Origin of the sequence: Akkermansia sp. UBA7090, assembly GCF_002493465.1 — a bacterium.
In the GTDB taxonomy this organism is placed as follows: domain Bacteria; phylum Verrucomicrobiota; class Verrucomicrobiia; order Verrucomicrobiales; family Akkermansiaceae; genus Akkermansia; species Akkermansia muciniphila_A.
The window spans coordinates 1-25,344 of sequence record NZ_DKYW01000010.1; the positions used below are offsets into that span (position 1 = coordinate 1).

Annotated in this window: 22 protein-coding genes; 3 read left to right on the top strand and 19 right to left on the bottom strand. The window is 57.0% G+C overall.

The window, feature by feature from the left end:
• From groL to hypB, 8 genes are all read right to left on the bottom strand, one after another.
• Positions 1–1,125 (bottom strand): chaperonin GroEL (gene groL, locus B3075_RS04460; protein ID WP_290492031.1); only part of this gene is annotated, 1,125 nt, incomplete at its 3' end.
• 41 nt (positions 1,126–1,166) lie between these two features.
• Entirely contained in the window at positions 1,167–1,457 is a 291-nt protein-coding gene (groES, locus tag B3075_RS04465; protein ID WP_012420445.1) for a co-chaperone GroES, read from the bottom strand.
• A 96-nt stretch (positions 1,458–1,553) separates the two neighbouring features.
• Positions 1,554–3,482 (bottom strand): molecular chaperone DnaK, encoded by a 1,929-nt coding sequence (gene dnaK / locus B3075_RS04470; RefSeq protein WP_290489100.1) that lies wholly within the window; start codon positions 3,480–3,482, stop codon positions 1,554–1,556.
• A gap of 377 nt (positions 3,483–3,859) precedes the next feature.
• Positions 3,860–4,894: a hydrogenase expression/formation protein HypE gene (gene hypE / locus B3075_RS04475; RefSeq protein ID WP_290489098.1), complete on the bottom strand. Its 1,035-nt coding sequence runs from the start codon at positions 4,892–4,894 to the stop codon at positions 3,860–3,862.
• 4 nt (positions 4,895–4,898) lie between these two features.
• Positions 4,899–5,966, bottom strand: a complete 1,068-nt coding sequence (gene hypD / locus B3075_RS04480; RefSeq protein WP_290489097.1) for a hydrogenase formation protein HypD — start codon at positions 5,964–5,966, stop codon at positions 4,899–4,901.
• Positions 5,967–5,997: 31 nt separating this feature from the next.
• Positions 5,998–6,240 (bottom strand): HypC/HybG/HupF family hydrogenase formation chaperone, encoded by a 243-nt coding sequence (locus B3075_RS04485; protein WP_290489096.1) that lies wholly within the window; start codon positions 6,238–6,240, stop codon positions 5,998–6,000.
• Between the two features lie 3 nt (positions 6,241–6,243).
• Entirely contained in the window at positions 6,244–8,571 is a 2,328-nt protein-coding gene (hypF, locus tag B3075_RS04490; RefSeq protein WP_290489094.1) for a carbamoyltransferase HypF, read from the bottom strand.
• The gene (gene hypB, locus B3075_RS04495; RefSeq protein WP_343125175.1) at positions 8,552–9,292 is read right to left on the bottom strand and encodes a hydrogenase nickel incorporation protein HypB; all 741 of its coding nucleotides are present in this window, start codon (positions 9,290–9,292) and stop codon (positions 8,552–8,554) included. The genes hypF and hypB overlap by 20 nt, the downstream gene beginning before the upstream one ends.
• A gap of 490 nt (positions 9,293–9,782) precedes the next feature.
• On the opposite strand from hypB, the gene hisS reads away from it, so the two are divergent.
• Both hisS and aspS read left to right on the top strand, forming a co-directional pair.
• Complete coding sequence (hisS, locus tag B3075_RS04500; RefSeq protein ID WP_290489090.1) at positions 9,783–11,057, top strand: histidine--tRNA ligase; 1,275 nt, start codon at positions 9,783–9,785, stop codon at positions 11,055–11,057.
• Between the two features lie 38 nt (positions 11,058–11,095).
• A complete protein-coding gene (gene aspS, locus B3075_RS04505; protein WP_094135377.1) occupies positions 11,096–12,889 on the top strand; it encodes an aspartate--tRNA ligase in 1,794 nt (597 codons plus the stop codon).
• Positions 12,890–13,165: 276 nt separating this feature from the next.
• Here the strand turns inward: aspS and B3075_RS04510 are convergent, their stop codons facing one another.
• The 6 genes from B3075_RS04510 to B3075_RS04535 form a co-directional block, all read right to left on the bottom strand.
• Entirely contained in the window at positions 13,166–13,717 is a 552-nt protein-coding gene (locus B3075_RS04510; RefSeq protein WP_290489087.1) for a hypothetical protein, read from the bottom strand.
• A gap of 527 nt (positions 13,718–14,244) precedes the next feature.
• Positions 14,245–14,610: a DUF2752 domain-containing protein gene (locus tag B3075_RS04515; protein WP_290489085.1), complete on the bottom strand. Its 366-nt coding sequence runs from the start codon at positions 14,608–14,610 to the stop codon at positions 14,245–14,247.
• A gap of 69 nt (positions 14,611–14,679) precedes the next feature.
• Positions 14,680–15,135 carry a hypothetical protein gene (locus B3075_RS04520; RefSeq protein ID WP_290489083.1) on the bottom strand — a complete coding sequence of 152 codons (456 nt, stop codon included), beginning with the start codon at positions 15,133–15,135 and terminating at the stop codon, positions 14,680–14,682.
• Positions 15,136–15,251: 116 nt separating this feature from the next.
• Positions 15,252–15,794 (bottom strand): hypothetical protein, encoded by a 543-nt coding sequence (locus tag B3075_RS04525; protein ID WP_290489081.1) that lies wholly within the window; start codon positions 15,792–15,794, stop codon positions 15,252–15,254.
• A 19-nt stretch (positions 15,795–15,813) separates the two neighbouring features.
• Positions 15,814–16,977, bottom strand: coding sequence for an aminotransferase class I/II-fold pyridoxal phosphate-dependent enzyme (locus tag B3075_RS04530; protein WP_290489079.1), 1,164 nt, complete (start codon positions 16,975–16,977; stop codon positions 15,814–15,816).
• Positions 16,978–17,000: 23 nt separating this feature from the next.
• Complete coding sequence (locus tag B3075_RS04535) at positions 17,001–18,176, bottom strand: beta-ketoacyl synthase N-terminal-like domain-containing protein (RefSeq protein WP_290489077.1); 1,176 nt, start codon at positions 18,174–18,176, stop codon at positions 17,001–17,003.
• Positions 18,177–18,297: 121 nt separating this feature from the next.
• On the opposite strand from B3075_RS04535, the gene B3075_RS04540 reads away from it, so the two are divergent.
• A complete protein-coding gene (locus tag B3075_RS04540) occupies positions 18,298–19,581 on the top strand; it encodes an alpha/beta hydrolase family protein (RefSeq protein WP_290489075.1) in 1,284 nt (427 codons plus the stop codon).
• A gap of 56 nt (positions 19,582–19,637) precedes the next feature.
• Here B3075_RS04540 and B3075_RS04545 read toward each other — a convergent pair whose 3' ends face one another.
• The 5 genes from B3075_RS04545 to B3075_RS04565 all read right to left on the bottom strand — a co-directional run bounded on the left by B3075_RS04545 (position 19,638) and on the right by B3075_RS04565 (position 25,317).
• A complete protein-coding gene (locus B3075_RS04545) occupies positions 19,638–20,825 on the bottom strand; it encodes an acyltransferase (protein ID WP_290489074.1) in 1,188 nt (395 codons plus the stop codon).
• A gap of 299 nt (positions 20,826–21,124) precedes the next feature.
• Positions 21,125–21,724, bottom strand: coding sequence for an SDR family NAD(P)-dependent oxidoreductase (locus B3075_RS04550; RefSeq protein WP_290489072.1), 600 nt, complete (start codon positions 21,722–21,724; stop codon positions 21,125–21,127).
• 80 nt (positions 21,725–21,804) lie between these two features.
• Positions 21,805–23,562, bottom strand: a complete 1,758-nt coding sequence (gene ispG / locus B3075_RS04555) for a (E)-4-hydroxy-3-methylbut-2-enyl-diphosphate synthase (RefSeq protein ID WP_290489070.1) — start codon at positions 23,560–23,562, stop codon at positions 21,805–21,807.
• Positions 23,563–23,762: 200 nt separating this feature from the next.
• Positions 23,763–24,731, bottom strand: coding sequence for an NAD-dependent epimerase/dehydratase family protein (locus B3075_RS04560; protein ID WP_094135388.1), 969 nt, complete (start codon positions 24,729–24,731; stop codon positions 23,763–23,765).
• Between the two features lie 64 nt (positions 24,732–24,795).
• A complete protein-coding gene (locus tag B3075_RS04565; RefSeq protein WP_290489068.1) occupies positions 24,796–25,317 on the bottom strand; it encodes a GbsR/MarR family transcriptional regulator in 522 nt (173 codons plus the stop codon).
• Between the last annotated feature and the right edge of the window lie 27 nt (positions 25,318–25,344).

The following is a 25,344-nucleotide window of genomic DNA, read 5'->3' on the forward strand; positions in this document are numbered from 1 at the left end:
GCCGCCGGCCAGCTTGGCCAGGCGTTCCTGGAGTTTTTCGCGGTCGTAGTCGGACGTGGTGTCCTTGATCTGGCGGCGAATCTGGGAAATGCGGGCTTCAATGTCGGAAGATTTTCCGGAACCTTCCACGATAACGGTTTCATCCTTGGAAACAACCACGCGCTTGGCCTGGCCGAGGTCTTCAATGCCCACGTTTTCCAGCTTGATGCCCAGGTCTTCCGTGATGCACTTGCCGCCGGTAAGGATGGCGATGTCTTCCATCATGGCCTTGCGGCGGTCGCCGAAGCCGGGAGCCTTGACCGCGCAGATGTTCAGCACGCCGCGCAGACGGTTGACCACCAGGGTGGCGAGAGCTTCGCCTTCAATGTCTTCCGCGATTACCAGGAAGGGACGGCCGCTCTTGGCCACTTTTTCGAGAAGCGGAAGGAAGTCCTTCAGGTTGTTGATTTTCTTTTCGTGGATGAGGATGTAGGGGTTTTCCAGCACCGCTTCCATCGTTTCCGCGTTAGTCACGAAGTAGGGGGACAGGTATCCCTTGTCAAACTGCATGCCTTCCACCACGTCCAGCGTGGTTTCAATGCCCTTGGCTTCTTCCACGGTGATGGTGCCGTCCTTGCCCACCTTGTCCATGGCTTCCGCGATGATGTTGCCGATTTCAGCGTCCCAGTTGGCGGAGACGGTAGCGACCTGGGCCACTTCCTTGCTGGAGTCAACAGGCTTGCTGATTTTCTTGAGTTCTTCCACAACGGAATCCGCAGCCTTCATGATGCCCCTCTGGAGGGAGATGGGGTTGGCTCCGGCAGTGACGTTGCGCAGACCTTCGCGGTAAATGCTTTCAGCCAGCACGGTAGCGGTAGTGGTGCCGTCCCCGGCCACATCATTGGTTTTGGAAGAGACTTCCCGGACAAGCTGGGCGCCCATGTTTTCAAACGGGTCTTCCAGTTCAATTTCCTTGGCCACGGTTACGCCGTCCTTGGTGATGAGGGGGGAACCGAATTTCTTGTCGATCACTACGTTGCGGCCGGCAGGGCCCAGCGTGCTCTTGACAGCCTTGGCAATCTGTTCCACGCCGCGGAGCAGAGCCTGGCGGGCGGTTTCGTCAAATTGGATTTGTTTAGCCATAATATTAATATTTAAAATGATGTTGAGTGTGTGTGCGGTGCCGTTTAGCCGATGATGGCCAGAATATCATTTTCAGACAGGATAAGGTAGTCTTCTCCGTCCAGTTTGATTTCCGTGCCGCCGTACTTGGAAATAAGCACGCGGTCTCCGGGCTTCACGGTGAATTCAATCAGGGCGCCTTTTTCATCGCGGCCGCCGGTGCCTACGGAGATCACTTCGGCTTCCTGGGGTTTTTCCTTGGCGGTGTCCGGCAGGAACAGGCCGCCGGCCGTCTTGGTTTCAGCTTCAATGCGCTTGACCAGCACACGTTGTCCTAGGGGTTTGATGTTTGCCATAGTATGTTGTTTTGATGTTGTTGTAGATGAATAATACGGGATGTAATGTTCCGCCGGAGGGGGAATCGCTTCCCACTCCGGCGGGAAGGGGATTGCTTATTTGTCGTCGTCCACGATTTCGGCGTCCACCACGCGGCCCTTCGCCTTGCGGGGACCGTCGGAAGGTTCCTCTTCGGGAGCGGCGCCCGGCATGGGGCCGGCGGCCCCGGCGGACTGCTGGGCGGCTTCCGCCGCTTTGTACAGGGCTTCCAGGCGGGATTCCAGGTCTTCCTTGCCAGCCTTGATCGCCGTGATGTCTTTCTTGGAGACGGCTTCCTTGAGACGCGTTACCTTGTCTTCAATTTCGCGCTTGAGTTCCGGGGGCAGCTTGTCCCCCATATCCTTAAGCTGGCGCTCCACGGAGAAGCAGAGGGAGTCAGCCTGGTTAATGGTGTCAATTTCCTCAGCGCGTTTCTTGTCTTCTTCCGCGTGGGCTTCAGCGTCGCGCTTGGCGCGCTCAATTTCATCCTTGGAAAGGCCGCTGGAGCCCTGGATGGAAATTTTCTGCTCCTTGCCGGTGCCCTTGTCCTTGGCGGACACGTGCAGAATGCCGTTGGCGTCAATGTCAAAGGTCACTTCGATCTGCGGTATGCCGCGCGGAGCGGGGGAAATGCCGTCCAGCTTGAAGTTGCCGAGGAGCTTGTTATCCTCAAACATCTTGCGTTCGCCCTGGCAAACGCGGATGTCCACGGCGGGCTGATTGTCGGCGGCGGTGGAGAACACCTGGCTCTTGCGCACCGGGATGGTCGTGTTGCGTTCGATCATCGGAGTGGCGATGCCGCCCATCGTTTCAATGGACAAGGTCAGCGGAGTCACGTCCAGCAGAAGCACGTCGTTTACGTCCCCCTGAAGCACGCCGCCCTGAATGGCGGCGCCCAGGGCCACCACTTCATCCGGGTTCACGCCCTTGTGCGGTTCCTTGCCGGCCAGCGTATGGGCCATTTCCTGAACGGCGGGCATGCGGGTCATGCCGCCCACCAGCACCAGCTCGTCAATGTCTCCGGTTTTCAGCCCGGACGCGGCAATGCAGTCCAGCACAGGCTTGCGGGTGCGGTCCAGCAGGTCTTCCGTGAGCTGTTCCAGCTTGGGACGGCTCAGCGTCAGCTGGATATGCTTGGGGCCGGAAGCGTCCGCCGTAATGAACGGCAGGCTGATGTCATAGCTCTGGGTGGAGGAAAGGGCGATCTTGGCCTTCTCCGCTTCTTCCTTGATGCGCTGGATGGCGTCAGGCTGGTTGGAAAGATCCATGCCGGAGTCTTTCTTGAACTCGCCTATAATCCAGTTGATGATTGCGTTGTCCCAGTCGTCGCCGCCCAGGTGGGTGTCGCCGTCGGAAGCCTTCACCTCAAACACTCCGTCGCCGATTTCCAGCACGGAAATATCAAAGGTGCCGCCGCCGAGGTCATATACGGCAATGTTTTCATTGGACTTTTTGTCCAGGCCGTAGGCCAGGGCCGCCGCCGTCGGTTCATTGATGATGCGGCGCACTTTAAGGCCGGCGATTTCACCGGCGGCCTTGGTCGCGTTGCGCTGGGCGTCATTGAAATAGGCGGGGACGGTAATCACGGCCTCCGTGATGGTTTCGCCAAGTTTGGATTCCGCATCGGCTTTCAGCTTGGCCAGCACCATGGAAGCGATTTCCTGGGGAGAAAAGGTCTTCTTTTCGCCGCCCACGTCCACGCGGATATAAGCATCCCCGTTGGGAGCTTCCACAATTTCGTAAGGCACCTTTTTATCTTCTTCCGTCAGTTCGCTGTATTTGCGGCCGATGAGGCGCTTGGAGGAAAACACGGTGTTTTTCGGATTGGTTACCGCCTGACGTTTGGCGGCCTGCCCCACGAGGCGTTCACCGCTTTTGGTGAAAGCGACAATGGAGGGAGTGGTGCGCGCACCTTCGCTGTTTTCAAGTACGGTTCCCTGACCGCCTTCCATCACAGCCATGCACGAGTTGGTCGTGCCAAGGTCAATTCCTAATATTTTAGCCATATCGTTATTTTAGATTGTTTTGAATGGATTTCGTTGAGATTTGATTTCCTCATGACCTGAAGTGTCATGCAGGCAAACTCATATTCTTGCCTCTCTTGTTGCAAATGGCATGCCAACCTGGCAAGGCATACAGAACAATAAACATAAATGTCATATTATGATGACATTATATCGTTTCTTCCTTCCTTTCCACTATTTCCCTGACAGAGGAAAACGGGACATAATGTCACACCAAAAAGAGACAAAATGTCGCACAACGCCATTTTGTCCCACTTCCTAAGAAACAAGACGGACGCAATGCCGTTCTGAATTCCCTGCGCCGGGAGAAGTTTCCGCATCCCCCATGGTTCCGCATTTTCCATATGAAACGCCAGGCGTCAGCAGATGCGGGGAAGCTGCATTCCTGAAGGCATCGTCAACACCCGCTCCACTCCAAGACGCCCCGTCATCAGCAGGGGAGCCGTCCCCAATTCCGCCACACGGCCTATGACGCAGGCTCCGGCGGATACGCCGCAGCCGCGCATCAGGTTCAGGGCCTCTTCCTCATACTCTCGGGGAAGAATAGCCAGATAACGCCCCTCACAGGCCACTTGAAGCGGGTCCAGCCCTAGCAGGCCGCACGCCGCCCTGACATCCTCGCGCACGGGAATGGACATTTCATTCAACTTCACCGTCAGGCCGGCAGATTCCGCAATTTCCGAAAGAGTGGCGGTCAACCCGCCGCGGGTCACGTCACGCAGGCAATGCACGGGAATGCCGGAACGAATGACGGCAGCCACAGACTCGTGCAACGGAGCGGAATCACTTTCCAGGCCATCTCCGAAAGACAGCCCGGCGCGCAGGCTCATAATCGTCATGCCGTGCCTCCCCAAATCCCCGCTGAGCAGCACGGAATCCCCCGGACGAACGGAAGAAGGGCTGATCTCCAACCCATGGCGCACGATGCCCACCCCGGCAGTATTAATATAAATGCCGTCCCCTTTTCCGCGCTCCACCACCTTCGTGTCCCCCGTCACAATACGGACGCCCGCCGCACAAGCCGCGGCAGCCATATCCTGCGCCACGCGGGTCAGCACCTCCAGCGGAAGCCCTTCTTCCAGAATAAAGCCCGCCGTCAAATACAACGGCTCCGCGCCGCTCATGGCGAGATCATTCACCGTTCCGTGCACCGCCAGTGAACCGATGGAGCCACCGGGAAACTCCAAAGGCTGCACCACAAAGCTGTCCGTCGTCATCGCCAGCCTCCCCGGAGGAACCTCCAATACGGCAGCGTCATTCTGCACGCCGCCGGAAGGGGAACCGAAGGCGCTCAGAAACACGGAACGAATCAGCTCATTCATCAAACGGCCTCCGCCGCCGTGAGCCATCTGGATACGGTCGGAGACAGGTTCAGGAACAGGACACTCAAACATGGCATCAACTTCTTTTATAATGATAATAAGCGGCGCATGCTCCTTCCCCGGACACCATGGGAGCGCCCAGCGGGGTCAGCGGCGTGCAGGACGAGCCAAAAAAAGGGCATTCCCCAGGGCGAATCAGCCCCCTCAGCACCTGCCCGGCCAGGCATCCGGAAGCTTCATCCGCTCCCGGCCTCCCCGTTCCGCATTCAAAACGAAGAACGGCATCCATAGCACGCCACTCCCGGCGCAGCCTCATGCCGCCGCGGGGAATCAACCCCAGCCCGCGCCAATGACGGTCTTCCGGCTCAAAAACTTCATTCATTCTTTCCTGCGCCGCCCTGTTTCCACCGGGTTTCACATAACGCCCGTACGCATTCCGCACTGCATATTCCCCGGCTTCCAGCTGACGGACGCACATCAGAATGCCGCGGAGCAGGTCCGGAGCCTCAAACCCCGTCACTACCATGGGCGTCCGGTAACGAGTGGCCAGACGCCCGTAATCCATTTCCCCCGTGACGGCGCAGACATGGCCGGGGGCCAGGAAGGCGTCCGGTCTGCCCTCATCCTGATCCATCAGCCATTCCAGAGCCGGGGGGACCTGCACATGGGCGCAGAGAACGGAAAAATTGGCATACCCCAGCGCGCGGGCCTGCTGCAGGGCAAGCGCCGTAGCCGGGGCCGTCGTCTCAAACCCTACAGCGAAAAACACCACTTCCGTATCAGGATGGGTTCCGGCATAAGCGACCGCTTCCAGCGGAGAATACATCAAAAGCACGTCTCCCCCCCTGGCCTTGGCGGAAAACAGATCCCCGCGGGAACCCGGCACCCGCATCATATCCCCGTAGCTGCACAAAACTACGCCGGGCCGCAGGCTCAATTCCACGGCCTGGTCAATCAACTCCACCGCCGTCACGCAGACCGGGCAGCCGGGGCCGTGAATCAGGCGCAGACCGGGAGGCAACAGCTCCTCCAGCCCCAGAGAGGCAATCGCATGCGTCTGGCCTCCGCATACCTCCATGACCGCCCACGGACGCGTCACAGCGTGGCGCAATTCTTCAATCAGCTGCCGGACTTCCTCCTGCATAAACCATTAATTGAATTCGGGAAACGCCCCCTTACAGAGGATCCGTATTTTCCACAATTTCCCTCATCTCCCTGCGGGTTTGAAGAGCGGTTTCCTCATCCAGCACGCTCAGGGCCATGCCCACGTGGACGATGACGTAATCCCCCGGCACGGCTTCCGGCACACAGGCCAGGTTCACTTCACGGGTCACGCCGCCAAAGTCCACCACCCCCAATCTGAACAAAGGGTCCGTATCATTAACGCTCACAATCTTTCCGGGAACGGCCAAACACATATTCTATCCTTTCCATTGGCGTACGACCGCCGCAACCTGCCCCAAGGAAATTCCCCCGTCATTGCACGGCACCCGCTGGGGCAGAGCCAACTGGCACTTTCTAGACTGGGCCATTCCCGCCAGGCCTTCAAGCAAAAAGGCATTCTGAAAACATCCGCCGCCCAGCACCAGCCTGTCCAGGCAAAAACGCTCCGCCACGTCAAATGCCAGATTCGCCAGGCTCTCATGAAACTTGCGGGCGATGCAGCCGCGGGAAACGCCTTTCAACAAATCTTCATCCACAGACTTCATCAGCGGCCGCCAGTCCAGTTCCAGCAATCCCTCTTCTTCATGCATAACCCATTCATACGCTTCCCCCCGCATTTTTTCCCCGGAAGCTTCCGCGGCCCATGATTCCAGCATCATGGCGGCATGACCCTCACACCCCGCCTCACCGTCAAAACCGCACCAGAAAGCCACGGCATCAAACAACCGCCCCATGGACGAGGTAGCCGGGCAATGGATATTCCGGGCCATCATCGCCTCCAGAACCTCACGTTTCCGCACAGGCATCCCCCTCTCCAGACGCTTATCAAGACCCTCCGTACGCCACGGCATCATCTGGCGGGCCACGGAACAGGCGCACCGGAAAGGGTCCCGAACCGCTTCATCCCCGCCGGGCAGAAGAAACGGCCTGAGCCGTGCCACCCTGCGCGGCTCACCCTCTTCCTCCAACACAAAAAATTCCCCTCCCCATACCGTTCCGTCCGTACCGAACCCCGTCCCGTCCCAGGCGATGCCCAAAGCAGGAAACGGCGTTTCATTCTCCACGGCGCAGGCCAGCACATGAGCCTGATGATGCTGCACAGGGACAACCGCTGCATTCCACTTCCGCGCCAGACGCCGGCCAAAGGCCAAGGCAGGGCCGTCCGGATGGGCGTCCACGGCAATCACCTGCGGAACGGCATCCAGGGTTTTGCCCAGAGCCTCCACCGTCCGCTCAAAAGCATTCATGGAAGCCGCACTGTTCAGGTCACCGAGATGCTGGCTCATGACGGCCACGCCCCTTTTCAGCCAGCAGATGGTATTCTTCAGTCCGGCCCCCAGGGCGAGCACGTCGGGAGCCGCCGCGGATGTGCGCCACACGGGCCGCGGGGCATATCCGCGGGCGCGGCGCACCATCATGGCCTTGCCGTCCGTAACGCGGACCACGGAATCATCCACGGGCCGCACTACCGGGCGGTCATGCACAAAAAACACATCCGCCACACGGCCCAGTTTCTCCAGCCCCTCCTCCACGGAGGTGCACAGGGGTTCGCCGCTCAGGTTCCCGCTGGTCACCACCAGAGGCTTTCCCCACACATCCATCAGCAGCGCATGAAGAGGGGAAGACGGAAGCATTATCCCCACAAAACGGCTGAACATGCACACGGAAGGAGCCAGATCCGCCCCCTTCCTTCCCCGGGCCAGCACAATGGGGGCGGCCGGAGAAGCAAGCAGGCGCTTCTCCTCCTCCGACAGGCGGCACAGCCTCTCCGCCGCAGCCATATCCGGCACCATCACGGCAAAGGGCTTGGCGTCACGCTCCTTCAACTGCCGGAGACGCCTGACGGCAGCTTCCGAAGAAGCATCCGCCAGCAACTGAAACCCTCCCACGCCCAGCAGGGCCACAATCAAACCGTCCGCCAGCACCCATGCCACCTGTGCCGCGGGGGTATCAAACCCATGGCCGAACCCCAGTTCGGAACCATCTGAAAACAGCACCTTCATGGAAGGGCCGCAGGACGGGCAGCCGATAGGCTGTGCGTGAAAACGCCTGTCCTCCACATCCTGGTACTCCCTCCGGCACTCCGAACACATTCGGAACCCCTTCATGCTGGTTCCCGCGCGGTCATACGGCATTTTCTCAATAATGGAATAGCGGGGGCCGCAGTGCGTGCAGTTGGTAAACGGATAATGATACCGGCGGGAAGACGGGTCGCGCATTTCTTTCAGACATTCCGGGCACGGAGCCAGATCCGGCAGCATCATCGGAACGCCTCCGGGGGTGGAATCGCTTTCCTCAATGCGGAATTCCTCAAAACCGGCAGGCTCGCATACGGTCCGCTCCACTCCATCAACCCGGGCATGCTCCGGCAGACCGTCCATCAGCGCGGAAAAAAAACGCTCCGGAGCGCCGGACTCCCCTTCCACATGAATCTCCACGCCGGACTCCGTATTGCGCACAAACCCCTTCAATCCGTGCCGTACCGCCAAACGGTACACATGGGGCCGGAAGCCGACCCCCTGAACCATGCCGGCTATCTCCAATTTCAATGCCGCGGCGGCCTGTTCAATGGTGGTGATGGCCATGATGCTGAATCGTGCCTTCCCGGGCGCGGCGCGCACGCTCCACAATCTCCTCGCACCAGGCTTCCATTCCCTCGCCGGTCTTGGAAGACACCTCCATCACGTGCGCATGATGAGCCACCTTGTTCAGGGCGGCCAGGGCGGCGTCACGGTTAAACTCAACGGCATCCGCCAGATCGGACTTGGTCACCAGGGCAACATCCGCAGAATGGAACATGGGAGGATATTTCAACGGCTTGTCCTCCCCCTCCGTCACGGAAAGCAGCACCACGCGCGCGCCTTCCCCCAGATCATAGGAAGCCGGGCAAACCAGATTGCCCACATTCTCAATAACCAACACGTCGAGATCGTCCAGAGGCATTTTCTTCATGGCCTCCGCAATCATGCGGGCGTCCAGATGGCACATGGTGCCCGTTGTAATCTGCACCACGGGAATATCCGCGCGGCTCAGGCGCTCCGCATCATTATCCGTCGCCAAATCCCCTACGATAACCCCCATGCGCACACGGCCGCGAAGCATCTCCGCCGTCTTTTGCAACAAAGAAGTCTTTCCTGACCCGGGAGAAGAAAAAACATTGATAACCAAAAGGTTTTTTGCCGCAAAAAAACCTCTGTTGCGCTCAGCCAGCCGGTCATTGGCATCCAATACCGGAACATGGACGTCCATACCGTGGCCGTGACTTTCATGGGAGAGCTCCCCCCCGCATCCACATTCTTTACACATAATCAATACTGCTATTAGATTCTCAAAGAAGAAAAAAACTCATTCGTTTCACGTCATATTCCTATGAAATCAAACAAAACTGCCCCGGTTTTCTTTTTAGCACGGGAGGAAAACATTTTTCTATAAAGGGAAAGATGCAATGCTCCATACGCAGAAAAACTTTTGAAAACACCTTCTTATCATTTCCCCTTGCTGTTCAATATTGTTGTTTGACATCCGATTACAAATCCCCAGCCACTTAAACCCGCATGCCCCACAGCCCGCGCCAAAAATCCGGATAATTTATAAAAAACAATAAATTCCCCAATAATCAATCCTTTCCCGCCCTTCCTCATTTCATGTAAAACCGGAAGAACCATCCCCATCTGCCGGCATAAGGCCATTTATATGATTTCCACCGAAATTCCTTCATCATAAGCATGTGGACTTGCCAAGGCATAGGAATTCTGTAAACTGTTTCGTCCTCAGACAACATCCTTTTTCCCAGGTTATGCCAGACGCTCGCTTTCAACCACTTCCCGGATTCCGCGATTTTGCACCGGCGGACTGCGCCGTGCGCAACTATCTTTTCAACGCATGGAAGAAAGTGGCGCACCGTTACGGATTCCTGGAATGGGAGGGCCCTACTGTGGAAGCCACGGAGCTTTATCTGAAAAAGAGCGGGGGCGAACTGCCCACCCAGCTCTTCCGCTTCACGGACCAGGGGGACAGGGACATCACCATCCGCCCGGAACTCACCGCCTCCCTGGGCCGCATCGCAGCCGCCTACCAGCGCGAATACACCAAACCGCTCAAGTGGTTTGAAATCGGTTCATGCTTCCGTTACGAAAAACCTCAGAAAGGGCGTCTGCGCGAATTCTACCAATTCAATGCGGACATTCTGGGAGAAGCCTCCGCGTGGGCGGATTCCGAACTGATAGCCCTGGCCATTGACTGCATGAGGGAACTGGGCTTTACGCAAAACGACTTCATCGTGCGCGTCTCTGACCGGGAAGCCTGGATCAGGTTTGCTTCGGAACACGGCGTGAAGGAACAGGATATTCCCGCTTTCCTGGGCATTGTGGACAAATTTGAACGCGACCGCCCGGAAGAATGCCAGCGCAAGCTGGACGCCTTCCATATCAGCCGCGGAGATCTGGTGGCTTTCATTGAAAACCCGCCCGCCGGAGCGTCCGAACGCTATGACATCCTGAAGAAAGACCTGACGGCCCGCGGGCTGGACGGCTATGTCAGGCTGGATCTGTCCGTAGTGCGCGGGCTGGCCTACTACACCGGCCTGGTTTTTGAAATCTTTGACACACAGCGCAGTCTGCGCGCCGTAGCCGGCGGAGGCCGTTACGACACGCTGGTAGGCGCTCTTTCCAACAACGCAGTGGACATGCCGGCAACCGGCTTTGCCATGGGGGATGCCGTCATCACCCACCTCATTGAACAGACGCCCCATGCCAAAGCGCTGAAAGATGCGGCGCTGGCCTCCGCAGGCTGCGACATCTTCATGATTCAGGCGTCTGAGAGCCGCCGCGCAGAGGTTCTTGCCATCGCCTCCGCCCTCCGGGACCAGGGATACAGTGTAGACCTTCCCCTCACGCTCACCAAAGTCAACGGACAGCTCCAGAAAGCCGTTAAATCCGGCGCCCGCGCGGCCTTGATCGTGGGAGATGAATTCCCGGTCATGGAACTTCGCGACCTGGGAGCCCGCACCTCTTCCTCCGTCGTCATGGACGACCTGTTTGACGCCGTGGCTTCACTCACCGGAAACAATTGACGCCTTTCTTTCCCCCCTTTCTTTCATTTTCAATAAAGATGAACTCATACCGCACTCATACCTGCAGCGAATTGCGCGCTGCGAACATCGGCAAGCCGACCACCCTCATCGGCTGGGTAGATTCCGTCCGGGACCATGGCGGCGTCATATTTATCGACTTGCGCGACCGCTCCGGCATCACGCAGGTAGTCTTTCACCCGGAAGTCAATCAGGATGTGGCGAAAGCCTCCCAGCAGCTCCGCTCCGAAGACATGATCCAGATTTCCGGCACCGTGGCCGCCCGCCTGAAAACGGATACCGTGGACACGACCAACGCAGACCTTCCCACCGGGGAAATCGAGGTCTCCGCAGACACCCTGAACGTCATCAACAAGGCTGACGTGCTCCCCTTCCAGCTGGATCGGGCCCTCTCCAACGAAGACCTGCGCCTCAAATACCGCTTTCTGGACCTGCGCCGCCCGGCCATGGCCCGCAACATGCAGATCCGCCACCGCGTCACCAAGGCCACGCGCGACTACCTGGACGAGCACGGCTTTCTGGAAATTGAAACGCCCATCCTCTCCAAATCCACGCCGGAAGGCGCACGGGACTTCCTGGTCCCCTCCCGCCTGGCGCCCGGCAAATTCTACGCGCTGCCCCAGGCCCCGCAGCAATACAAGCAGCTGCTCATGGTGGCCGGCATGGAACGCTATTTCCAAATTGCCCGCTGCTTCCGTGACGAAGACCTGCGCGCGGACCGCCAGCCGGAATTCACCCAGGTGGACATTGAAGCTTCCTTCATCACGCCGGAAGACATCTACAACCTGGTGGAAGGCCTGCTCAAACGCGTATACAAGGAATCCCTGGGCGTGGACATTCCCACCCCCTTCCCCCGCATGACCTGGAAGGAAGCGATGGATCAGTACGGTTCCGACAAGCCGGAACGCCGCTTCGGCATGAAGCTGACGGACGTCTCCTCCATCTTTGAAAACAGCGGCTTCAAGGTATTCGCCTCGGCCGTAAGCAACGGCGGCGTAGTCAAGGCCATCAACGCCAAGGGATTCGGTTCCGCCTCCGTTGGCCAGATTGACGCCCTGACGAAAACGGCCGTGGAAGCCGGCGCCAAAGGCCTGGCCTACATCAAGGTGCGCGAAGAAGACTGGAGAAGCCCCATTTCCAAATTCCTTTCCGACGAAGAAAAGCAAAAACTCACGGAAGCCCTGGACATCGAAACGGGAGACCTCGTTCTCTTTGCCGCCGGCCCGTGGGAACCCTCCTGCGATATCCTGGGCCGCGTGCGCCTGCAATGCGCCGAATTCATGGAACTGCTCAAGGACAACAAGGAACGCGACTTTCTGTGGGTTATTGAATTCCCGCTGTTGGGCTGGGATGAGGAAGAACAGCGATGGGTCGCCATCCACCACCCCTTTACCCGCCCCGTCAAGGAAGACGAACAAAAACTGCTCAGCGGAGAACTCTCCGCAGACCTTCGCGCGCAGGCCTACGACGTGGTGCTCAACGGCACGGAACTGGGGGGCGGTTCCATCCGCATCCATGAACGCGACTTGCAGTCCGCCATGTTCAAGGCGCTCGGCATCACGGAGGAACAGGCCCGCGAACAATTCGGACACATTCTGGACGCTTTCAGCTTCGGCGCTCCGCCCCACGGCGGCCTTGCGCTGGGACTGGACCGCCTGGTCATGATGATTTGCAACGCGGAATCCATTCGCGAAGTCATCGCATTCCCGAAAAACAACCGCGGAGCGGATCTGATGAGCGACTCCCCCGCCGCCGCGGAAGACCGGCAGCTGCGCGACATTCACATTCAAGTGAAACTGCCCGCTAAAAAATAGCCGGAACCTTCAAACAAACCCCCGGATGGCTATCATTCCATCCGGGGGTTTTTTCATGCAGAAAAAACAGGGCTCCCTTTCCCGGCAGGCAGCACGCCATTCCTCCCGGCCTTTTTCCCGCGCCTTCACCTCGGATACGGCAACCTTCCCGTCGTCCATGACGGCCAAATAAACTCCGGGCCGGGCATGCCGGACATTCGGCCCAATTTCCCAACCGGAACGTGGCGGCCTCCGGATAAAACCAGAATAAACCGGTATCTGAAACAATCCGTTTTCCTACCCTTTCAGCACACATTCATCCCGGGGCGCCGTGAGAGAACCTGCTCCGATTTCAATATTCAAAATCCGGCAGGGATGCTGGCGCTGTTCCGAGGCGCAATGCCGCATCCCCTGAATCAACACCCTCAAATCACCCGCCCGGTCATCCTTCCTCCATCCGGAGATGAGCAGACGGAGGCACTGAACCCTCCCATCTCCATTCGTCTGGAACCAGATAGCCATGGTCTCATCCGCAGCCATGCGGCATCCCGTTCCGGTAAGCCTGAACATTCCGGAATCCCCTGAACACTCCATGCTGTCCCAAACAACATCCTTGATGCCGCACTCGGCTGAATTCCTGACGGCAATCTTTCCGCCGGGAAACCATCCCATATGAAACAGCAGGCATCGCATCAGGTAGGCACGTCTTAAGGCGCAATCCTCCCGGTGGGTGCCGAGCCCAAGAGATTTCCTGGCTCCGCAAAACTTGCTTCCCCGGTCGATAGTCAGCCGGATCTTATAACTTCCGGATGCATTCTTCCGCAATTCGATTGATCTATAGATGGACATGCAAATATTCATACAATATCCAAAAACTATATATATAAAATCAGGCGGGCCTAGAATAAAAATGTTAGAAAATAACACAACTACATAAAAAACAATATTATCAGCAAAACATTAAAATGAGAAAAATCCAAAATATTCCATAGCCCGGATACTCCTTTCCACGAACGACAAGAACGGCCGTTTTCAGAAAAGCTATTCTCCTTCCTGACAAAAAATAGCCCTGAGGAACAAAACAACAGCCCCGCATTCCCCTCTCCAAAAACCAGCCCCCGTGACAGGGAATAAACAGGCGGCAGAAGAACTTCCCACGCCCCTCTTCAAAACCTTCGCCGTCCCATCTGCCGGGGACAGGTAGAACTGTTTCTTCCAGCCCGGCTGCCCCTCCTTTCCGAATGGTCAATCAATGGGAGTTGAAAATAGACATGAGGACCATCCGGTTAATTCATCCGTCCTTTCCCGGAGCATCTTTTTAACGTGCCGAATTCATGACGGAAAAATCATCCTGACTGGCCGCATCCCGTAAGAAACTATTTGCCCTCCCTTTCCTGCCGGATTTCTCCACAGGAGAGCCATTTATCCTTTTTCCGGCGCATGGCCCTTCCCCGCCAGAGCCATGCCAAATAAACCACGGTAGCCCCTCCATTGAGCAGTCCTGCCATAAACCAGACCGGAGCGCCGCGGTTCCATCCCCATGCGGCGCGGATATTCCCGCGGGCCATTTCCGCATACCCCCGCGTCATGCCGCACAACGGGCATTCACGATGCGGCACGGCAACAGAGGCCGCCAGAGAATTCATCCCGTCAGGGCTGATTGCCAGCGCCATGAGGGAAGGCGCCAGCAACAGGCAGGACAGAACAGCCCATACAGGCAGCCACACTTTCCTGACCATCATTCTATTACAGCATGAACGCCATGACGAGCGCACGCCATTCATCGCCGATCTTCCTGAAAGGTTCAGGAACTACAGTTCCCGGGAGCCTGTTCCGTCCGCGGGGGACATTCCATCCGCCTCAACGGACCGCCTCAATGCCTCCTTGTTTTCCTGCTCCATCTGCCGAAGCTCCTTCTGAATTTCCAGAGCCTTCTTTTCCACATAATCCTGGTGCTGTTCCATGTAGGTCACGGTAACGCTGGCCATCCATGCCTGAACAATTCCCGCCACGGCGGACAGAACCAACGCGATAATGGCGACCACCAGAGCCCCTTTGGGTGAACCTTTACTGACAGCCACAATGCTCATAATCAGCGCAATAATGGCAAGCAATCCCGCAGGAATCAGGGTAATCCAGCCCAGGCACGGGAAAAAACCGACCAATGCCAATACCAGGGCAATAATGCCGAGCACAAGAGCAGCCGTGCAGGAAAGTGAACCGCTGCAGCAGGACGAAGGAGAAGAAGAGCCGTAAGTATTCATCATTACATTATTTTATAGGGTTCAGTGAAAATTCCTTTGGGAACCTTCATTCTTTCCCATTACAAGGAGAAAAACTTTCCTGTCAAGAGGCAAGCTCTGCCATTCGGGACATCAGGATGTCATCCCATAGTGAAGAACATCAGATACCCCGCCACGACGGCAGATGTCCCCAAAACGGCGCTGACCAGCATCAATTTCCGTTTCTTTCTGTTCCTCCACATCAGAAGAATGCCGGAAATATACAACAGGATCAGGGAAATGGCCGAGCCATATCCCAGCGCGGAAAACCACCACCCCGCCTTCCCCTTATGAACCAGCAACAGATTGGGGTAAATGCCAGGCTTCACCACCTCGGCCCTGAGGGAATTTTCCGTTCTTAGAAACAGCACATGCGTACCTGTTACCAAACCCAGAATGTAATTCCCCTTAAACGGCCTGACCTTTCCTTCCGGTAATTTCACGCCCAGACGCTCCAGTTCCCGGCAGGAATCCGCATAGGGAGGCTCATCTCCGGAACTTAATTCATACACTTCCACGTGGGAGGTAAAATGCTGATCCGCGCCACCCATATACAATAGGCCTGTCACGGCATATACCATGATCATCGGCAGAAAAAACAGGCTCAGGACCAAATGCAGGGAAAGGGAAGACAACGCTTTCATGATTTTCCAGCTGACAATCCTATTCTCCGTGCGGCAGATCCTCCAATATTTGCCCCAGCCGCCGTATCCAACCGGAGTGATGAGCCGCCGTCACCGTAATGCGCAACCGGGCCGTTCCACGGGGAACCGTGGGATAACGGATGGCGGGAGCCAGAAACCCCTGTTCCAGCAGAGCGTCCGCCGCAGCCAGGGCAGCCTCGTTCTCTCCCACAACAACAGGGAAAATGGAAGAAACAGGCCTTCCCGGCATCCCCAGGGCGGCGGACAAAACATTCGCCAGAACGGAAACACGGCGGCGCAATTCCTTTCCCTCCCCGCTGCGGATCACTTCCACCGCGGCCAGGGCGGCAGCGGCCAGAGCGGGAGGCGGAGCCGTGGAATAAATCAGGGACCGGGCGGAATTAACCATGGCATCCGCCCAGGCGCGGGAACAGGCCACATATCCGCCGCTTACTCCGGCAGCCTTGCTTAAAGTCCCCATTTGAAAATCTATCCGGGAGGAAACGCCCAGCTCTTCCGCCAGTCCTGCCCCGTGTTCTCCCAGCACGCCGAATCCGTGAGCTTCATCCACCAGCAGCAACGCGCCGAATTCATCCTTCAGACGCACGATTTCCCGGAGAGGGGCACGGTCGCCATCCATGCTGAAAACGGATTCGGTCACTATCAGAATCCCTCCGGAAGGATTCGCGTTCCGCAAATGTTGCAGTTTTTTCCTTAATGACTCCATATCATTATGCAGGAAGGTAGACAAACGCGCCCCGGACAAACGCGCCCCGTCAATCAGGCTGGCATGGGACAGCTTGTCCATCAGCACCGTATCCTCCCGGTCCGCAATAGAAGTAATCACTCCCAGGGAGGCAGCATAACCGGAAGAAAAGCTGACCGCCGCCTCAGTTCCCTTCAGAGCGGCCAGGGCCTCTTCCAGACGGGAATGCGCCCGCCGCGTCCCCGTCACCAGGCGGGACGCCATGGCCCCGGCCCCTTCATCCCGCACCGCACGGGAAAAAGCCTCCGCCAGAGACGGATGGTGGGCCAGCCCCAGATAATCGTTGCTCGCCAGATTGACCACTTCCCGGCCATCCGCCAGGCGGGCCATCCCTCCGGGCAGGCATTCCACATCCTGCAGGACGCGCAGCAACCCCGCAGACTGCAACTCTGACAAAAACTGTTCAGGATTCTTCATAAGCGTTCACTATTCAACAATATTCAGCCGTCCACGGCCAGACTCAGCACCACATTATGGCCGCCCATGGAAGCGGCGGATTTGACCAGCATCCGCCCCCCGGCCAACGGCAGTTCCTCCGCAGAACAGGCGCCGCCTTCCGGGAAGGTGACCCAGGAAGGATTGGGAGGCAATACCCCCTCTCTGGCAAAGGCCAACATCAGGGCCAGTTCCAGAATTCCGCTGCCTCCAATGGCATGCCCCGTCCACGGCTTCATCATCCTCAAATCCGGCAGCCCGTTTCTAAAAACCCTTTTCAGAGCAGCCCGTTCGGACACGCTATTCCCTGCCGTGCCGCTGGCATGGGGACAAACGGTCAGAGGGACCTCTCCATCCCAATTTTTCAAAGCAGCCTCCAGCAGGGCGGCAATGCTCTTTCCGTCCTCCGGCATGCCCAGCGGGCTATAGGCATCGGAATTCACCAGATAATCCTTCACATAAATACCGGGTTCCGAAGACAACTCCAGGGCTATGGCCGCCCCGCCCTCGGAAATGCACATGCCGTCGGCCAGGGGGCCGTAGGGATCATTCAAGCCATTGCGGGAAAGCATGCCGGAGGCCCAGTACGTTCCCAGCAGCTCCCGGCACAAGGGCAAATCCAGACCGATAGCCAACGCTCTCTTGACAATTCCCTGCCGCATCAGCATGGCGGCCATGCCTACGGCATCCAGGCCGGCGGCACAGCCGCTCGCCAGGACGTGATAAGGCCCGCAAATTCCCAATTCGATGCTGACGCAGGAAGCAAGCTCACTATGCAGGGAATTGGGAACGGCCAAAATTTTCATGGCCCGCCGTCCCGGCCACGGGCTCAGCCACCCGGAAGCGTTCCCGCGGGAACTGCCTACAATCAGGGCGGCGTCCCTCAATTCATCCGTTCCCCAGCCGGCTTCCTCCACGGCCTGTCGCGCCAACAGCAGCGCCAGCTGGGAGGCAGGGCCGTTCCTGCGGCTGCATAACAGCCCCCTGTCTGGAATCCATCCGCTTAATACATCGTCCCAGGGATTCCCCTCGCCCCACAACTCGCTCAACGGCTTCAACACTCTGCGTCCTTCCCTTACCCCGGCAAGATGGGCTTCCGCCCCCATGCCGAAGCCGGAAGCCAGGCCCAGGCCGCATACCCGCGGTTCCGGGCTTCCAGGACTCTTACCCCCCGTCATCATGACGGCGGCAAAACTACCGCCCTGCCCGGAAAAACTCAAGCTTCCGGTGCGTCAGGAACAACCTGAAAAGACCACCGCCGCAACCTTGCAACGGGAGCTCCTTTTATGGCAATCTGGCTTCATGACTATTCAGCCCGCCGTTTTCTTCTCTCTTCTGTTGGCAACACTTTCTCTTCCCTCCTTCTCCCTTTCCCCGCCCAGTGAAAAATTCCGGGCGGAAGACTGGGCGGTGCTTCATTCCTCCCGGAGCGACCAGCGGCATGTTTCCTCACGGGGCGTCGTCCAAACCATGCTGGAAAAACTGCGTCCGGCATGCGAATTTTCTCCGGATATGGCTCCAAAGGATTTCCCCGCCTGGCGGGAAAAACTCCGGGAAGCCATGAAACAACTGATGAAATTTCCCCTTCAGGCGGATATCCCCGCCCCCGTTCTGGTAAAAACCGCGCAAAGAGAACACTACCGGGTGGAAAAATGGGAAGCCTATCCCTTCCCGGGAGCCGCCGTACCGTTCCTGGCGCTCCTGCCGGACAACGCTTCAGACAAAAATCCGGTTCCCGTGCTGTTCTGCATTCCCGGTTCCGACCAGACCAAGGAAGAGCTGGCGGGGGAAACATCGCCGGATCTGGACCATCCACCCGTACAGCAGCCGGGCAACAACGCCATGGCGTTCCATTATGTCAGGCAGGGATGGGCGGCCATTGTGGTGGACAACGCCGGAACGGGAGAGGAAGGAGACGCGGAACGCGCCGCAGGCCGTTCTTCTCACGATTATGAAAACCTGGCCCGTTTCCTGCTGGAAATGGACTGGAGCTGGCTGGGCTACGCCTCCTATGCGGACCAATGTATTCTGGATTGGGTGAAAACACGCCCCTGGGCGCAAAAAAACCATATTATTCTCAGCGGCTTCTCCCTGGGAACGGAACCCTTGATGGTTCTGGGCATCCTGAATCCGGATATCTTTGCCTTTGTATATAACGACTTTCTGTGCCGCACGCTGGAACGCGCCAAAACCATGACCATGCCCAACGGCAGGGGCATGCGCTCCGCGCCCAACTCCATCCGCCACCTCATTCCGGGCTTCTGGAAACAATTCGACTTCCCGGATATTGTGGCGGCTCTCGCCCCGCGCCCCGTCATCTGCACGGAAGGCGGCCTGGACAGGGACTTCCGTCTCATCTCCGCAGCCTACCGTATGGCCGGAGCGCCGGATCATTTCCAATACCACCACCAGCCCCGGTTTGCGGACCCTGCCCAACGCAGGAACGGCAGCCACTTGCCCGCAGGACTGGACAGAGACGCTTTTTTCCGCCTCGTCAACGTGGACCCTCGCAACCACTTCTTCAAAAAAGACCTGGTTATTCCCTGGCTTAAATCCCTCCTGGACAAAAGCCATCATAACAACTAGCCCGGCTTCCGGGCAAAAACCGCCCGGAACCGCCGGAACAGAGCATTTCCACGTCCTCAGGAACGCGGATTTATCCGGCGGTACATCTGCCGGAACGCGTGCCCCAGCTTTCCGCAAAAGCCCGTTACTGACCGGGCGCCTCTTTCCACGTTTATCAACCTGAACAAATAACGCCTCACGGAGTCCACCAGGGCGCATCCAGCGTAAACCGCGGCGGCGGCAGCCAACACTTTCACAACCATCAGCGCTGTGGAAGGAGACGCAGTCCACTCAAAGACATCCCATAAAAACCACTTTCCTATCAAAGCATTGCAATGCAGCACATAAACGCTGAACGACGCTGCCGCCAACCATGAAACGCAGGAGACATATCTTCGGGATGAAAAATGCATCCGGGAAAAAATCAGCAGCAGAGCAACCGCCGTTCCTACAATAAAAGGAGAATTATAGTGAACAAACATTCCACCGCCCTTGACCTGCCCAATCAGGTATGGAGACACCACGTTAAGAACCATCCTGAAACCCCAGGCGAAACATACGCATCCGGCATAAAACATCCATAAAGAACGCGTTTTCATTCCCATCAGCAAACCATGCTTTTTAATATACATCCCCAGCATGTAAAGGCTGCCCAGCCACCAGATGGTATACCCTTCTTCCACCGAAAACACATCCCTGTGAAGCAGGGTGGGAATAACGGAAAACAGCACAAAAACGGTCACCAGAAGATATTGGAACTGTAATTTGGTCAGCCTGTTCCCCAGGGCGTTAAGAAACGGAATGAAGAAAAACAACCCCACATACGCCGTCACATACCAATATTGACCGGATAAAACGGGGAAAAGGGAATTCAGAATATGATTCAATTGAAGCGCGTGGGGGAACAACAACAGCGCGAGCAGCAAACTGCCCCATGTATAAAAAACAACCTGAAACCATAAGGAAACCACGCGTTCATACCTGAACGTTCCGTCGCAGCACACATATCCTGTAATGAGCGCATAACAATTCACCCCGCAATAAGCGGCAGTCTCCAGCAGCCACCCGACATTATAGGAAGAGGTCCCATGATTCTCCACAGACAAAACATCAATGGAGGCCAAAAGATGAAGAATTAAAACCATCACCATGGCAACAATGCGCAAAGCATCTATCCCATAATTCCGGGACGGGGAAATATATTCCGGACAACCACAGGAAAAACGCTTTCCTTTCTCTTCATCATCAGCCAGCGGCAAACTCATGGAGAAACATTTCTACGGATTTATTATCCGCGTTCAAGCCTTAATATTGAAGAAGAGTGATTTAAGAAAAAACTGACGGTTCAGGGATATCCGGTTTCCGCCGGAAACATGAAATTCCAGACACGGAAAGAGAATTTTCTCCATGTTTACATGCTTTCCAGAAGACCGGAAAACCCTTGTTCCTGGGGATTTCCTGTTTTCAGAATCATTGCAGGCGCCCCCTTTTATTTAAAAAAGGAATTTTTTGAAAATATTTTATTGGGAGAAATGAACGCGGATAATAAATCCGCTGTCCATTATTAAACAATTCTGCTGTCCAGATCGAACACCTGGCCGGAGGCTGCCGTAAGAACATCCTGTAAAAACAGGATAAACGCCGCAGCCTGCTCCGGCGTATTCAACCGGTTCAACACATGCCGGGACAAAGCCGCCTCTTTCACGCTCTCCCTCAGCACGGCCGTCATCTCCGTCAGCATGAACCCCGGCAACACCAGATTCACGCGAATCCCCTCCTTTCCCCATTCCCGCGCCAGGCTCTTCACCAGGCCTGACAGAGCAGCCTTGGAAGCGGCATAAGCCGCCTGGGACGGAGCCGGACGGAGCGCCGCATAAGAGCCGACCATCACCACCTGCCCCTGCCGTTTCTCCCGCACCATGGCGGCGGCGGCGCACCGGCCGCACCAGGCGGCTCCCGTCACATTCACGTTCATTACCTCGTCCCACTCCTCCTCCGTCTGTTTCAGGAACGGCCTGTCCCTGGTAATTCCGGCGGCGCAAACCGCCAAATCATACGCGGCATGGCAATCAAACCAGCGGCGTACAGCGGAACGGTCTCCCACATCCAGTACGGCATGGCCCGGAGCATCCGTCTCCCATCCTGCGGCGGAAAAACATTCCACGACGGCCCGCGCCAAACCGCCGTGACCGCCGCTGATAAACACTCTCCGCATCAGAAAAAGCCTCCCTCAACGTTAAAACCTCACTTGGAGTCCACCCACCGCCCATACTCCTTAATCAGGTCTACCAGCCGTTCCACAGCTTCCTCCTGGGGAATATTGAACTTCACAGGGGTGTGCTTCACATACAGGTTGATCTTGTTCGGCGCGCCGCCCACATAACCGAAATCCGCATCCGCCATTTCTCCGGGGCCATTCACAATACACCCCATCACGGCAATCTTCACCCCTTTCAAATGTTCCGTGGCTTTCCGGATGTGGGCCGTCGCCTCCTGGATATTGTACAGAGTGCGTCCGCAGGACGGGCAGGAAACGTAATCCGCCCGCGTCAGCCTCGTTCCCGTGGCCTGCAAAATATTGAATCCCAGGAAGGAAGCCAAACGAGGATCTGGCTCGCCCTGAATCAGCACGGCGTCTCCAATCCCGTCGCACAGCAAGGAGCCAATATTGCGGGCAGCCGTCAGCGGCACGTCTTCCCCGGAAACGGAACCGGGCGCCAGCGTATCTTTCAGCAGGATCAGGTGCCTGTCCTCAATACGGGCAGCCAGAAGGCGGAACGCATATACAGGCTCCATAGCCAGCCCGTTCTTTACAGTGACAATGGACGGTTCCGCCAGTTCCTTCAACGGCTCCAGATCGGCATCGCACCGGGGATCCACCTCAATGGCATCCAGCTGCCCCAGGGATAATTCAGGCATCATGTCCCCCATCGCCTCCCGTTCCGTCTGCAGGGCGTAAAACCCGGCGTCGGGGATCGCCACGCGCACAGGCTGCTCCCAGCCCAAGCGCACGCCATGACACATCGCCAGCCCCCCCTGCCTTTTGGAAAACTTCAGGGGGTCATAACTCAACTCCGGTTCAGAGAAGGAAACCGGGTCATCAGAACGCTCCGACGGCTGGAAAGGATTGGTCAGGCGGTAAGCCACGGGCACCTCCCGCACGGCGTCCTCCGTCAGGGAAACGCGCAGGGTATCCCCAATGCCGTCCGTCAGCAGGGAGCCGATGCCCACAGCGCTCTTGATGCGTCCGTCCTCTCCGCCCCCGGCTTCCGTCACCCCCAGATGAATGGGATAATTCCAATCCGGCCCCAGGGCGTTCATGCGCTCCACCAGCAACCGGTAGGCGGCCACCATCACCTTGACGTTGGAAGCCTTCATGGAAAACACCAGGGAATGGTAATCCAGGTCGCGGGCAATCTGGGCAAACTCAATCGCGCTCTCCACCATACCCTCCGGCGTATCGCCAAAGCGGTTCAGAATGCGGTCGGACAGGGAGCCATGGTTGGAACCGATGCGCATCGCGCGGCCATGCTCCCGGCAAAACAGGACCAGGGGCGTAAATTCCTCCCTCAGGCGGTCCAGCTCTTCGCGGTATTCGGCGTCGGAATACTCCCGCACTTCAAACTTCTTTTTATCAACGAAATTGCCCGGATTAATACGAATCTTCTCCACCCATTTGGCAGCCTCCATCGCGGCATCCGGCTTAAAATGAATATCGGCCACCAGAGGCACATGGCAGCCGGCAGCGCGCAATTCCCGGGAAATATTCTCCAAATTGGCGGCATACGCCCTGGTCTGCGCGGTCAGGCGGATAATCTCGCACCCAGCCTCCGCCAGCTCCAAAGCCTCCTTCACGCAGGCATCCGTATCCCGCGTATCGGACGTCAGCATGGACTGAATCCGGATGGGATTGGACCCGCCCACCCCCACATTCCCCACCATGACTTCACGGGTTGCGCGGCGCGTGTATCGATAAGGACTCGGACAATAGGAAGACTGCATGAAACCACTCTACCGCGCCAGATTCCCCTGTCAACCATCCTTCAAAACGGAAAGCCTTTTCCCGCCAATCCGGCAACCGGAAAAACGGGAAAAACAACGTATTGCGGAGCTGCCGAAAACCCATGTGTTGAAAATAACCATGGAAAAAGTCAACGGCCGTGAAAGAAACGGCCTCAGGCCGTCCGACGCCATAAACCTGGTCATGAACGCTTCCTTCGGGCCATTTCGCAGGCATAGGTTTTTCCCAGCTCCGCAGCGTGCTTTTCCGCCCATGCGGAAAGCCGGATAGAACCGGCAGGGGGAACCCCTTCAACATGGAGCCTGTCCTCCATCAACCCGCGGATCTCATCCCGGGTCAGCATCACGTCGCGATGAAAGATGCCCATGATACAGGCGGCGGCATAAGCTATCCATGGAGAAACAGACAATACCGGGCGCCTGCATCCCGTCACCCTTCCCAACATGGAAAACAATTCATAGAACGTATATGTTTCCGGCCCCACTGCTTCAACCACATTGTTTTTCCCGTCTTCCCGCAATGCTTCCCGTACAGCCAGGGCAGCCAAATCCCGCACATGAATCGGCTGGAGACGGTACTTCCCGTTTCCGGGAACGCCTACTACAGGAAGATGGCGCAATACCCAGGCCATGTTATTAATCAAAATATCCTCTCCCGGCTCCTCTCCAAACAATACTGCCGGACGCAATACCGAATACGGAACGCCCAGCCCTTCCAGCTCCTTTTCCAGAACGGCTTTTCCACGAAAATAACTCAAGCTGCTGCGGGCATCAGGGCAGGTAATGCTCACATGCACGATTCTCGTCACTCCAGCTCTCCGGGCCGCCTCAAACAGCACCTTCGTGCGCTCCACCGCCTGCGCATGCGAAAACCACCGCGTATTGAACCGTACCCAATACGTATTAATCAGGGAACGGCACCCGCGCAGGCTTTCCGCCAAAGAATCCGGATCATCCCAGCACAGAGGACACAACCGCCAGCCGTCCGGATTGGGTTTATCCGGAGAGTTGGTCAACCCCAGCACTCTGCCACTGAGCCTTTCTATTTCCCGAGCCATGTAACGGCCGCTGTAACCAAGAATGCCCGTCACGGCAAACACATCGGAACTCCCGCATTCATTCCGCCTTACTTCATTTTCTCTATTTTCCATAATTACAGAAATATCAGATTCGTAAATTGAATATCCGTTTTTTGCCAATCCTTCCGAAACCTTTTTACTTTCCCGCTATCCAGCCAAGAATTTTATCCCCCATTCTCAGTGCTTTCTTTATCAGGGAAGACGGCCATACCACCGCTTTATCCGCAAAAGCACAGCTCAACCGCAAAATCTCCTGCATGGACTCCAGACGTTTCACCTGAAACGGATTCCGCGCCCGGCGGGCCTTATCCAAACACTCCCCAACCGCTCTCAAGGCTCCGTCAGCCTCCCGCCTCTTACGCTCCTTCATGATGGCCCTGGCCATCTCCCATACGTCGGCCTGCACACGATAATAAGACTTCCTGTCCCCCACCTTGCTCTCCCGAAACACCAGTTCCCATCCCTCCAGTTCCTTTAGAGCGGTGGAAACATTGGAACGAGCCATGGACAAAGCTTCACACAAATCGTCGGCAGTCAAAGCCTCTTCACTTAAATACAAAAACGCGTGAACGGCCGCTACCGAACGGCTGACGCCCCACCGTGCGCCCATTTCCCCCCACTGTTCCACAAAGGCTTTCTGCACATCATCCAAAACCATACCTGTATTTTCTGTTATTTCAGAAAA